This is a genomic window from Kitasatospora sp. Xyl93 (genome assembly GCF_055383135.1).
Genome location: NZ_AP029185.1, coordinates 6264339 through 6278881, shown reverse-complemented (window position 1 = coordinate 6278881; position 14543 = coordinate 6264339). Strand labels below are relative to the sequence as shown.

Genomic DNA, 14543 nt, shown 5'->3' with positions numbered 1-14543 from the left:
GCTCCGCCCGGACGGCCTCGTGGCGTCAGTCCTCCCAGCCGAGCCAGGCGGACACCTCGGCCCAGACGAGGCCGAGGTTCTCCGGCTTCGCGAGGTCGTAGTGGGTGCACGGCACCCCGGCCTCCGAAACCGTGCCGGTCACGAACTCCGCCCAGGATCCGGCGGTCCGCTCGTCCTCCTCCACGCGGCTCTCCTCGGCGACGACCAGCAGGGCGTCGCCGTCGAACCGGCCGTGCGCGTGGTGGGGCCGGATCCTGCGGCCGTTGTACAGCACCTTCGCGAAGGTCCGGTACTCCTCGTCGGTGATCGCACCGAGCACGCCGCCCGCCTCCCGCCGCACCATGTCGACGAGTCGGCCGATCAGCTCCTCCTCCTCGTGCTCCGCCATCTCGGCCGCCAGGGCCTCGTCCTCCTCGCGGTCCCACGGGTACTGGTCGAGCATCACCAGTGCCCCGACCTCCTCACCGGCCGCCTGCAGCTGGACGGCGATCTCGTGCGCGATCACGCCGCCGTACGACCAGCCCAGCAGGTGGTACGGGCCGCTCGGCTGCACCGACCGCATCTGCTCGATGTAGTCCGTCGCCATCTCCGCGATGGACCCGGCGACTTCGTCGACCCCGTCCAGACCACGGGCCTGCAGCGCGTACAGCGGGATGTCGGCCGGCACGTGCCGCGCGAGCGGCATGTAGCACCAACCCACGCCACCTGCCGGGTGGAGGAAGAAGAACGGCGGCCGCTCGCCCTGCTGCCTGATCGGCAGCAGCACCGCCAGCGCGTCCCGCATCGAGGACAGGCTCGTCCGCTTCAGCAGCTCGGCCACGGTGGGCGCCGCGAACACGTCGCGCACCGCGATCGTCACCCCGCGCTCCCGCAGGTTCTCCACCAGCCGGACGGCGAGCAGGGAGTGGCCGCCGAGGGCGAAGAAGTCGTCGTCCACGCCGACGCTGTCCAGCCCGAGGACCTCCGCGAAGGCGGCACCGACGTTCGCCTCGAAGGAGGTGACCGAGTGGTGGGCGTCCTCACGGACCTCGGTCTCCGGCGACGGCAGGGCCTTGCGGTCCAGCTTGCCGTTCGGCATCAGCGGCAGCTTCTCGATCACCACCACCGCGGACGGGACCATGTACCCCGGCAGCCGGTCCTGCGCGACCGCGCGCACCGCCTGGCCGAGCTGGTCCAGCTCCTCCTGCGGGACACCCCGGTTCGGCACCACGTAGGCCACCAGCCGCTGGTCACCCGGGACGTCCTCGCGCACCAGCGCCACGGCCTGGCCCACCGAGTGGTGCCCGGCGAGCACCGACTCGATCTCGCCCAGCTCCACGCGGAAGCCGCGCACCTTCACCTGGTCGTCCGAGCGCCCGACGTACTGCAGCTCGCCGTCGGCGGTCCACCGCACCACGTCACCCGTCCGGTACATCCGCTCCCCGGTTCCGGCGAACGGGTCCGCGACGAACCGGCCCGCCGTCAGCGCCGGCCGGCCCAGGTAGCCGCGCGCCACGCTGCGGCCCGCGATGTACAGCTCGCCGGCCACGCCGACGGGCACCGGCGACAGCCGCTCGTCCAGCACGTAGACCCGGGTGTTGCCGATCGGCGAGCCGATCGACGACGCGTCCGCCCCGTCGCCCGCCAGCTCCTTGCCGGTCGACCAGACCGTGGTCTCGGTCGGACCGTACAGGTTGGTCAGGGTGGGCGTGCGGCTCAGCAGGGTCCTCGCCAGGTCCGCGGGCAGCGCCTCGGCCCCGATCATCGCCCGCACCCGGCTCCAGTCCACCGGGTCCTCCGCGTCGGCCACCAGGCCGCGCCAGAGGCTCGGCGTGGCGTGCACGATCGTGGCACCGGTGTCGCGGATCAGCGCGCGCAGCGCCCACGGGTCGAGCACCTGCTCCTGTGCGGCCAGGACGATCCGGGCGCCGTTCAGGAGCGGCAGGTAGAACTCGAACCCGGCCATGTCACAGCCGTGCGTGCTCACCGCCAGCAACCGCTCGTCGGCGTCCAGCGCGAAGCGGTCCTGCATCGCCGACAGGAAGTTGACGATCGCCCGGTGCTCCACCAGCACGCCCTTGGGGCGTCCGGTCGAGCCCGAGGTGTAGATCACCCACATCGGGTGCTCCGGCCGCAGGGGCGCCGTGCGCTCGCCGTCCGTCAGCGGACCGTCCGCCAGGGTCGCCAGCTCGGCCCGCACCTCGGCGGAGTCGATCAGCACGACGGGCACGCCGTCGAGCCCATCGCCCTCGGCCGGCTCCCGCCCTTCGGGCTCGGCCGGCCGCTCGCCCAGGCTCTCGCTGGTGAGGCGGCAGACCGCGCCCGAGTCGGCGATCACGTAGGCGATCCGGTCCGCCGGGTAGGCCGGATCGATCGGCAGGTAGGTGGCACCCGCCTTGATCACCCCGAGGAGTGCCACCACCAGGTCGACGGTGCGCTCGAAGACCGCCGCGACCACGTCCTCCGGGCCGATCCCGCGGCCCGCCAGCAGTCGCGCCACCCGGTTCGCGCGGGCGTCCAGCTCGGCGTAGCTGAGCTCGACCCCGCCCTGCACCAGGGCGACGGCGTCGGGCGTCCGGGCGACCTGCGCCTCGAACAGCTCCACGACCGTCCCGTCCGGCACCGGCGCCTCGGTGGCGTTCCACTCGGTGAGCACCCGGTGGCGCTCCTCCGGGCCGAGCAGGTCGACCTCGCTGAGCCGCAGGTCCGGGTCGGCGGCCAGGGTCGCCAGCAGCCGGACCCACCACTTCGCGAGGCGCGCGCCGGTCTCGGCGTCGAAGAGGTCGGCCGAGGCGGTCAGTCCGCCGTGCAGCCCGGCCGGCGTGCCGTCCTCCTCGTGCACCTCGACCAGGTCGAAGTCCAGGTCGAACTTGACCGAAGCGGAGCGGGTGGCCAGGACGCCGCCGCCGGCAGCCTCGAAGGAGCCGCCGTCGGTCCAGTAGCCGGGACCGTCGGACTTCTTGCCGATCGCGCTCTCCAGCAGGAACATCACCTGGAAGAGCGGGTGGCGGGCCATCGAACGGGCCGGTGCCAGCTCCTCGACCAGCTTCTCGAACGGCACGTCCGTGTGGGAGAGCGACCCCAGCGCCGCCTCCCGGACCCGCCCGAGCACCTCGCGGAAGGTCGGGTCGCCCGACACGTCGGTCCGCACCACGAAGGTGTTGACGAAATACCCGATCAGGTCGTTCAGGGCCTCGTCCGTGCGGCCCGCGGCCGCCGACCCGATCGGGAAGTCGGTGCCCGCGCCGAGCCGGTTCAGCAGCACGGCCAGCGCCCCGTGCATGACCATGAACGTGGTCACGCCCTCAACCCGCGCCATCTCCGCGAGCCGCGCATGCACCTCCGGCGAGACCTCCAGCGCCGTCCGGTGGCCCCGGTGGCTCGCCGTCGCCGGACGCGGCCGGTCGGCGGGCAGCTCCAGCTCCTCCGGGATCCCGGCCAGCGCCTCACGCCAGTGGGCGATCTGACGAGCACCCAGGCTCTCGGGATCGGCGAAGTCGCCGAGCAGCTCGCGCTGCCAGAGCGCGTAGTCCGCGTACTGGACCGGCAGCGGCTCCCAGTCGGGCGCCCGGCCCTCGAGGTGCGCCGCGTAGGCGGTCTTCAGGTCGGAGATCGCCGGTCCCCACGACCAGCCGTCGCTGGTGATGTGGTGCACCACGATCACCAGCACGCACTCCTCCGGGCTGACCCGGAGCAGCGTCGCCCGGATCGGGATCTCGGCGGACAGGTCGAACTCGTACCGCTCGGCCCGCTCGACCGCGGCCCCCAGCAGCTCCCGCTCCACGTCCTCGACGTGCAGCGCCCAGTCCAGGTCGCCGAGTTCGAGGATCCGCTGGTGGGGCTCGCCGTCGACGGCCGGGAACACGGTGCGAAGCGACTCGTGCCGCCCGATCACGTCACGGAACGCGGCGTTCAGCAGCTCGGCGTCCACATCGCCGGGTATCGGCGAGGTGACGGGGATGTTGTACGTGCTGCTCGGCCCGTCCATCTGGTTGATGATCCACAGCCGGCGCTGGCCGTAGGAGAGGGGGAGGTGGTCGGGGCGGGGCATCCGCGTGAGCGGGGTGCGGGCCGTGTCGGCGTCCGCGAGGCGGGCGGCGAGGGCGGCGACGGTCGGCGCCTCGAACAGGGTACGGATGTCGGTCTCGACGCCCAGGACGGTACGGATCCGGCTGACCAGCCGCACCGCGAGGAGGGAGTGGCCGCCGAGGTCGAAGAAGTCGTCATCGACGCCGACGTTCTCCAGGCCCAGCACGTCGGCGAAGGCCAGGCACAGCAGTTCCTCGCGCAGGCCCGCAGCCCGACGGCCACCACCGGCGGCCGAGCCGCCGTAGGTCGGCGCGGGCAGGGCCTTGCGGTCGAGCTTGCCGTTGCCGGTCAACGGGATCGCGTCCAGGACCACGACCGCGGCCGGCACCATGTGCTCGGGCAGACGACGCGCCGCGAACTCCCGCACCGCGGCCGGCAGGCCCGACGCGTCCTCGTCCGGATCGTCCGCCACCACATACGCCACCAGACGCACATCACCCGGCACATCCTCCCGGGCCACCACCGCGGCCTGCCCGACCAGCGGATGCGCGGTGATCCCGGCCTGGACCTCGCCCAGCTCCACCCGGAACCCACGGACCTTCACCTGCTCGTCCGCACGACCCAGGAACACCACCCGGCCATCAGCCGTCCACCGCACCCGGTCACCCGTGCGATACATCCGCTCCCCGGCGACGACACCGTACGGGTTCGCGACGAAACGCTCCGCCGTCAACCCCGGCCGCTGCACATAACCACGCGCCACCTGCACGCCCGCCACATACAACTCACCCGCCACACCCACCGGCACCGGCCGCAGGAACCCGTCCAGCACGTAGAACCGGGTGTTCGCCACCGGCGCACCCACCGGCACCAGACCACCGGCGGCATCATCAACGCTCAGCCGCGTGGTCGCGACACCGATCGTCGTCTCGGTCGGGCCGTAGTGGTTGAACACCCCCCGCTCACCCGCCCGCTCGACCAGCTCGCGCACCAGCTCCGGCGTGGCAGCCTCGCCACCCAGCACCAGCGAACGCCCCGGCAGCACACCCCCCACACCCGCCACCGACGCCAGAGCGGCCAGGTGCGAGGGCACCGCCTTCAGGAAGTCGATCCCCTGCTCGGCCAGATACGCCGCCACCCGCGCCGGATCGGTGACCGCCCCCTCCTCCAGGACGTGCAGCTCACCACCCGTCGCCAAGCTCGCGAACACCACCGTGTTCCCCAGGTCCGTGGCCTGCGCCTGAAGAAGCGCATACCGCCCGCCCGGCACACCGAACCCGACCCGACCCGGCACCGACGACACATAGTTCGCCACACCGCCGTGCGTGACCGCCACACCCTTCGGACGACCCGTCGAACCCGACGTGTAGATCACATACGCCAGACCCTCAGCCCGAACCGCCACCCCGGGAGCGGTCACCGGCAGGGCGGCCAACTGCATCGCCGTGAACGTCGCGTCGATCGCCACCAACCGGACCCCGACCGACGGCAGCTCACCGAGGATCTCATCCGTCGTGACGACCAGCGCCACCCGGCTGTCCTTCATCGTGAACGCCACCCGGTCCGCCGGCTGCACGTGGTCGACCGGCAGGTAACCCGCACCCGCCTTCCACACCGCCAGGATCCCCGCGATCATCTCCACACCACGCGGCAGGGCAAGACCCACCACCGACTCCGCACCCACACCCTGAGCCACCAGGAAGTGCGCCAACCGGTTCGCCCGCGCGTCCAGCTCCGCGAACGACACCCGCTCACCACCGGCCACCACCGCCACCGCATCCGGCGACGACGCCACCCACGCCTCGAACAACTCCACCACCGAGGAAGCCGAAACCTCCTCCTCCGTGGCATTCCAGCCGCCCAGCACCCGCTCGCGCTCGGCGTCGTCGAGGACGTCCACCAGCGCCACCGGCACACCCGGATCACGCGTCACCGCGTCCAGCACCCGGACCCAGGCCGAAGCGATCCGCCCCGCCCACACCGGCTCGAACAGATCCGCCGACACCGTCACCGTGCCCCGCACACCCGCCGCACGACCCTCACCGTCGAAGACCTCACCCACGAGGACGTCGAGGTCGAACTTCGCCGCGGACTCGGACGCCACCGGCTCGTGCCCGTCGGGCTCCGCCACCGGCGACTCGGAGTCGACCGGTGCCGTACCCGTCTGCATACCGGGCAGTTCGAGCACCGCGTCCACGGTGTTCTGCTTGGTGAGGACCACCTGGAAGAGCGGGTGGCGGGCCATCGAACGGGCCGGCGCCAGCTCCTCCACCAGCCGCTCGAAGGGCACGTCCTGGTGCGCCAGAGCCGACAGCGTCCGCTCCCGGACCCGGCCCAGCAACTCCCGGAAGGTCGGCTGACCCGACAGGTCCGCCCGCACCACCAGCGTGTTGATGAAGAACCCGACCAGGTCGTCCAGCGCCTCGTCCGTACGGCCCGCGTTCGCCGAACCGATCGGGATGTCCGTCCCCGCACCCAGCTTCGACAACAGCAACGCCAGCGAAGCCTGCAACACCATGAACGGCGTCACACCCTCAGCCCGCGCAACCTCCGTCAGACGCGCGTGCACCGCCGCCGGAACCTCCACCGACACCTGGTGCCCACGGTGCGAACCCACCACCGGACGCGCACGGTCGAACGGCAGCGCCAACTCCTCCGGCACACCCGCCAGAGCCTCACGCCAGTAGCCGAGCTGAGCGTGCATCAGGCTGGCCGGGTCGTTCTCGTCGCCCAGCAGCTCACGCTGCCACAGCGTGTAGTCCGCGTACTGCACCGGCAACGGCGCCCACTCCGGCGCCCGGCCCGCGGACCGGGCCGCGTACGCCGTCGACAGGTCACGCGCCAGCGGACCCCTCGACCAGCCGTCGCTCGCCACATGGTGCATCACCACCACCAGCGCCCGCATACCCGGACCACCCTCGAACAGCCACGCCCGGAACGGCACCTCACAGGACAGGTCGAAAGCATGCTCCAGCGCCCGGTCCACCGCCGCCGGCAGCTCCCCCGGCGCCACCTCCGACACCACCAGCTCCCAGTCCAGCTCCTCCGGACCCAGGATCCGCTGGTAGGGCTCACCGTCCACGACCGGGAACACCGTGCGCAGCACCTCGTGCCGCCCCAGCACGTCCAGGAACGCCGCGGCCAGCGCCTCGCGCTCCACCTCGCCCGACAGCCGGATGACCGCCGGCACGTTGTACGTCGCGCTCGCCCCCTCCAGCTGGTTGATGAACCACAGCCGGCGCTGCGCGAACGACAGCGGCACGCGCTCCGGACGCACCCCCGCCACCAGCGCCGCCCGGGCCCGGTCCGCACCCGACAGCCGGGCCGCCAACCCCGCCACCGTCGGCGCCTCGAAGAGCACCGGCACCGGCACCTCGACGCCCAGGATCGAGCGCACCCGGCTGATCAGTCGGACGGCGAGCAGGGAGTGGCCGCCGAGGTCGAAGAAGTCGTCGTCGACGCCGACGCCCTCCAGGCCCAGCACCTCGGCGAACGCCGCGCAGAGCAGCTCCTCCTGCAGGGTCGCCGGGCCACGACCCGCGCCGGTCGTGTACTCCGGAGCCGGCAGGGCCTTGCGGTCCAGCTTGCCGTTCACGTTCAGCGGCAGCGCGTCCAGCACGACGACCGCCGAGGGCACCATGTACTCCGGCAGACTGCGCGCGGCGAACCCGCGGACCGACTCGGCGAGTTCGGCACCGTCCGCACCCTGCGGGACCACGTACGCGACGAGCCGCATGTCGCCCGGCACGTCCTCACGGACCACCACGGCCGCCTGGACGACCTGCGGGTGCGCGGCGATGACGGACTGCACCTCGCCCGGCTCGATCCGGAACCCGCGGACCTTCACCTGCTCGTCCGCACGGCCCAGGTACTCCACCTGGCCGTCCGCGTTCCAACGGGCGACGTCACCGGTGCGGTACAACCGCTCCCCGGTGCCGTACGGGCTCGCCACGAAGCGCTCAGCCGACAGCCCCGCCCGGCCCAGGTAACCACGGGCCAGACCCGAACCCGCCAGGTACAGCTCACCCGCCACACCCACCGGCACCGGCCGCAGCCGGGCATCGAGCACGTACACCCGAGTACCCGCCACCGCACGGCCGATCGGCACCACACCCTCGACATCGCCGTCCGCGAACCACGCCGTCGCGTACACCGTCGCCTCGGTCGGACCGTAGATGTTCGCCACCCGCGCCCCCGGCAGAGCAGCCCGGATACCGGCCACCGTGTCCGCCGTCAGCGCCTCACCGGCCAGCACCACCACACCCGGCTCCACGCCGAGCCCGCCACCGGCCACCACCTGCGCGAACGCCGACGGCACACCACTGACCAGACTCACCGCACCCACACCGGCCTGCGGATCCGCCAACGCCAGCAGGTCCTTCACGACCTCCACACTGCCGCCCGACACCAGCGGACCGAACAGCTCGAACACCGACACGTCGAAGTTGAACGACGTCGACACCAGCACCCGGGCGAAGTCCGCACCACCGAACTCCGCACCCGCCCACGCCAACAGACCCGCCACCGAACGGTGCTCGACCACCACACCCTTCGGCCGACCCGTCGACCCCGACGTGTAGATCACATACGCCGGATGCGACGGCAGCAGGACCGCCCGCTCCCCCGCACCCAACGGCGAACCCGGAAGCGCGGCCAACTCCTCCACAACGCCGGCATCGTCCAGCACCACCTCGGGCACACCTGCCGGGGCCGTCCCAGCCACGGCCCGCGAGGTCACCACGGCCACCGGCGCGGCATCCGCCAGCATGAAGGCGATCCGCTCCGCCGGGTAGCCCGGATCCACCGGCAGGTACGCACCACCGGCCTTCACCACCGCCAGCAACGCCACCACCGTCGCGACACCGCGCTCCAGCGCCACCGCCACCACCGACTCCGGACCGACACCCCGGCCCACCAGCAGCCGCGCCAGCCGGTTCGCCCGGGCGTCCAGCTCCCCGTACGACAGCTCCTCACCGCCGGACACCACCGCCACCGCGTCCGGCGTCCGCGCCACCTGCGCCTCGAACAGCTCGGGCAGCGTGGCCTCCCCAACGACCCCGGAACCGGCCCACTCACCCAGCACCCGGCCACGCTCGACCTCGTCCAGCACCTCGACCGCACTCAGCGGCACCTGCGGACCACCGTCCAGCGCCACCTCCAACGCCGCCACCAGACCCTCGACAGCCGTCCGCACCAGCACACCGACCGCCAGGGGGTCGATCGGGGACACCGCGTCCACCGCCAGGCCGATCGCGTCGCCGTCGTCGTCCACCGAGACGGTGAGCGGGTAGTTGGTCAGCTCCCGGGCGAACAGCGTGCGGTAGCCGCCCGCCGGCCGGTCCACGGGCCGGATCGGCGCCGGGGCCTCCTCCTCCGTGTTGTGGCGGTAGTTGAACAGCGCGGAGAACAGCGGACTGCCGCCCTCGATGCCACTGGCGCTCTGGGCCAGGGCGAGCGGGGCGTGCTCGTGCTCCAGCAGCTCCGCGAGCTGGTCACGCATCGCCCACACCGCGTCCAGCACACCGAGTTCGCCCGTCCGCACCCGCACCGGCAGCGTGTTCATGAACGGACCGGGCACCCGGTCCGAGGCCGCACCCGCGTTCATCCGCCCGAAGAGGACGGTGCCGAACACCACGTCGTCGCGGCCCGCCATGACCGCGAGGGCGCGCGACCAGGCGACGTGCACCACCGTTGCCGCACTCGCTCCCAGCTTGCGGGAAACCTCGCGCAGCCGCACGTCCAGCTCGGACTCGAAGGCAACCTTGGCGCGGACCACGCCCGCCCCGTCACCGCGCACGTTCACCGCGCCGTACGGTGCGGTGCCTTCGGTGACGTCCGCCAGCAGGCCGTCGAAGTAGCGCTCGTGCCCGGCGGTGTCCGCCCCGGTCCGCGTCTGGGCGACGAAGTCCCGGAACGGCAGCGGCTCGGCGAGCTCGCCGCCCCGGCCGTCGACGAACGCGGCCAGCTCGGCCAGCAGCACCTCGAGCGCGGTGTGGTCCTGGACGATGTGGTGCAGGCGCAGCAGCGCCACCCAGCCGTCGGTTCCGGGAAGAGGAGCGACGTGGGCGGTGATCAGGGGCGCCTGGGCGAGGTCCATCGACATGCCGACGCCGGCCAGCAACTGCCCGACCGTGTCGGAGTCCTCCGGGTTCAGAGCCACCTCCGTGACCGGCAGGTCGGCCCTGCGCCAGACCACCTGGACCGGCTCCCGCAGCCCCTCCCAGACGATGCCGGTGCGCAGGATGTCATGGCGGGCGATCACCTGCCGCAGCGCGTCGAGGAAGGTGTCCAGCCACTCGCGCGAGCTGAACTCCAGCACGATGGGCATCACATAGGCGTCATCCTCGTCACGGGCGAGGAGGTGGTGGAAGAGCAGGCCCTCCTGGAGCGGGGCGAGCGGGTAGACGTCCGCGACGTTCGCGGCGCCGCCCTCGACGGTGGCGACGACCCGCTCGACCTCCTCCGCGGTCAGGTCGACCAGCGGCAGCATCTCCGGCGTGATCGCGGTCGCGCCCACCGGAATCAGGTTCTCCGGCACCACGACCTGCTCGGCACCCGACGCCACCGCCAGCCCCGCCGGGGTCGGCGACTGGAACAGCGCCCGCACCGAGACGGAGACACCCCGCTGACGCAGCACCTCCACCAGACGGATCCCGAGGAGGGAGTGGCCGCCCAGGCGGAAGAAGTCGTCGTCGACGCCGACGCCCTCCAGGCCCAGCACCTCGGCGAACGCCGCGCAGACGATCTCCTCGCGCACGTTCGCCGGGCCACGACCCGCGCCGGTCGTGTACTCCGGAGCCGGCAGGGCCTTGCGGTCCAGCTTGCCGTTCACGTTCAGCGGCAGCGCGTCCAGCACGACGACCGCCGAGGGCACCATGTACTCCGGCAGACTGCGCGCGGCGAACCCGCGGACCGACTCGGCGAGTTCGGCACCGTCCGCACCCTGCGGGACCACGTACGCGACGAGCCGCATGTCGCCCGGCACGTCCTCACGGACCACCACGGCCGCCTGGACGACCTGCGGGTGCGCGGCGATGACGGACTGCACCTCGCCCGGCTCGATCCGGAACCCGCGGACCTTCACCTGCTCGTCCGCACGGCCCAGGTACTCCACCTGGCCGTCCGCGTTCCAACGGGCGACGTCACCGGTGCGGTACAACCGCTCCCCGGTGCCGTACGGGCTCGCCACGAAGCGCTCAGCCGACAGCCCCGCCCGGCCCAGGTAACCACGGGCCAGACCCGAACCCGCCAGGTACAGCTCACCCGCCACACCCACCGGCACCGGCCGCAGCCGGGCATCGAGCACGTACACCCGAGTACCCGCCACCGCACGGCCGATCGGCACCACACCCTCGACATCGCCGTCCGCGAACCACGCCGTCGCGTACACCGTCGCCTCGGTCGGACCGTAGATGTTCGCCACCCGCGCCCCCGGCAGAGCAGCCCGGATACCGGCCACCGTGTCCGCCGTCAGCGCCTCACCGGCCAGCACCACCACACCCGGCTCCACGCCGAGCCCGCCACCGGCCACCACCTGCGCGAACGCCGACGGCACACCACTGACCAGACTCACCGCACCCACACCGGCCTGCGGATCCGCCAACGCCAGCAGGTCCTTCACGACCTCCACACTGCCGCCCGACACCAGCGGACCGAACAGCTCGAACACCGACACGTCGAAGTTGAACGACGTCGACACCAGCACCCGGGCGAAGTCCGCACCACCGAACTCCGCACCCGCCCACGCCAACAGACCCGCCACCGAACGGTGCTCGACCACCACACCCTTCGGCCGACCCGTCGACCCCGACGTGTAGATCACATACGCCGGATGCGACGGCAGCAGCACTCCACGACGCTCCGCGTCCGACAGCGCACCACCCCCGGCCGCCGCCGGCCCGTCGATCACGGCGGACTCGTCCAGCACCAGCAGCGAATCCCGGACCGACTCCGGAAGGATCCGCGACACCTCCACCGAGGTCACCACGGCCACCGGCGCGGCATCCGCCAGCATGAAGGCGATCCGCTCCGCCGGATAGCCCGGATCCACCGGCAGGTACGCACCACCGGCCTTCACCACCGCCAGCAGCGCCACCACCGTCGCGACACCGCGCTCCAGCGCCACCGCCACCACCGACTCCGGACCGACACCCCGGCCCACCAGCAGCCGCGCCAGCCGGTTCGCGCGGGCGTCCAGCTCCCCGTACGACAGCTCCTCACCGCCGGACACCACCGCGACCGCGTCCGGCGTCCGCGCCACCTGCGCCTCGAACAGCTCGGGCAGCGTGGCCTCCCCGACGGCCCCGGAACCGGCCCACTCACCCAGCACCCGGCCACGCTCGACCTCGTCCAGCACCTCGACCGCACTCAGCGGCACCTGCGGACCACCGTCCAGCGCCACCTCCAACGCCGCCACCAGACCCTCGACAGCCGTCCGCACCAGCACACCGACCGCCAGGGGGTCGACCGACGCGACGGCGTCGACGGCCAGCGACAGCCCGCGGTCCACGCCGTTGTCGTCGACCGCCACCGCGAGCGGGTAGTTGGTCCGCTCACGGGAGTAGACCAGCCGGATGCCGTCCGTCTCGTCCCGGTCCTCGGCCGCCTCCCCGGCCGCCTGGTCGGCGTCCTGGCCACTGTTGTGGCGGTAGTTGAACAGCGCGGTGAACAGCGGGGTACCGCCGGCGAGGCCGCTGGCGCTCTGGGCCAGGGCGAGCGGGGCGTGCTCGTGCTCCAGCAGCTCCGCGAGCTGGTCACGCATCGCCCACACCGCGTCCAGCACGCCGAGCTCGTCCGTCCGCACCCGCACCGGCAGCGTGTTGATGAGCGGCCCGGGAACGCGGTCGGCGCCCAGGCCCGCGTTCATCCGCCCGAAGAGGATGGTGCCGAAGACCACGTCGTCGCGGCTGCTGACCACCGCCAGGGCCCGGGCCCACGCCACGTGCAGAACCGTGGCGGTGCTGACGCCGAGCCGGCGGGCGACCTCGCGCAGCCGCGCCTCGGCGGCGGGCGTGAACGGCACGACCTCGCGCACCACGTCGGCGCCGCCCCCGCGGACGTCCATCAGCCCGTACGGGGAGGTGGGTTCGGTGACGTCGCCGAGCAGTTCGGCGAAGTAGCGCTCGTGGGAGGCCTCGTCCGTGGCGGCGCCTCGGGCATGGGCTATGAAGGTACGGAAGGGCACCGGCTCGGGCAGCTGGTCCCCCCGTCCGGTGAGGAAGGCCAGGACCTCGCCGAGCAGCGTCTCCAGCGCGGTGTGGTCCTGGACCAGGTGGTGGACGCGCACCAGGCCCAACCAGCGGTCGCCGCCGGGAAGGGCCGCCGCGTGGATGCTGAAGAGCGGTGCCCGGCCGAGGTCCATCGAGGAGCCGACGGCAGCGACCAGCTCGCCCACCGGGTCGGCCCGCCGCGCGTCCAACGTCACCTCGTCGACCCGCAGCACGGCCTTGCGCCACACGACCTGGACCGGCCGGCGCAGGCCCTCCCAGACGAAGGAGGTGCGGAAGATGTCATGCCGGTCGATCACGCTCTGCAGCGCGGCCGCGAACGCGTCCAGGCGCTCGCGCGAGCCGAACTCCAGGACGGAGGGGAGCACGTAGGCGTCCTCGCCGCCCTCCGCGAGGAGGTGATGGAAGAGCAGGCCCTCCTGGAGCGGGGCGAGCGGGTAGACGTCCGCGACGTTCGCGGCGCCGCCCTCGACGGTGGCGACGACCCGCTCGACCTCCTCCGCGGTCAGGTCGACCAGCGGCAGCATCTCCGGCGTGATCGCGGTCGCGCCCACCGGAATCAGGTTCTCCGGCACCACGACCTGCTCGGCACCCGACGCCACCGCCAGCCCCGCCGGGGTCGGCGACTGGAACAGCGCCCGCACCGAGACGGAGACACCCCGCTGACGCAGCACCTCCACCAGCGACACCACCAGCAGCGAATGACCGCCCAGCTCGAAGAAGTTGTCGTGCACACCCACCCGCGGAACGTCCAGGACCTCCGCGAACACCGCGCACAGCACCTCCTCACGGACACTGCGCGGAGCCACGTACGACGCTCCCGCGTCGAACTCCGGAGCGGGCAACGCCTTGCGGTCCAGCTTCCCGTTCACCGTCAACGGCAGCCCGTCCAGGACCACCACCGCCGACGGAACCATGTACTCGGGCAGGAACGCCCCGACATGCCCGCGCAGCCCGGTCGCGTCGACCCCGGCCCCGGCCCCGGCCCCGGCGGCCGGAACGACGTAGGCGACGAGCCGCCTGTCACCCACCCGGTCCTCACGCACCACGGCCGCGGCCCGCGCCACCGACGGGTGTGACACCAACGCCGCCTCGACCTCGCCGAGTTCGATCCGGAAACCACGGATCTTGACCTGGTCGTCGGTGCGGCCGAGGTATTCGAGCTCTCCGTCGGTGTTCCAGCGGACCAGGTCACCGGTGCGGTACAGCCGCTCCCCAGTGCCGTACGGGCTGGCCACGAACCGCCCGGCCGTCAGACCGGGGCGGTTCAGGTAGCCGCGTGCCAGACCGGCTCCCGCGATGTACAGC

General features: G+C 72.6%; 1 protein-coding gene (only partly in view). It reads right to left on the bottom strand.

Going from position 1 to position 14543, the window contains the following annotated elements; translation table 11 throughout:
- Nucleotides 1–25 precede the first annotated feature (25 nt).
- Nucleotides 26–14543, bottom strand: partial view of an amino acid adenylation domain-containing protein gene (locus ACZ5GH_RS27445; RefSeq protein WP_464335542.1) — the 3' portion only. The gene runs 2489 nt beyond the window's last position; 14518 of the gene's 17007 nt are visible here — the last part of the coding sequence; its start codon lies off the right edge, out of view; its stop codon occupies nt 26–28.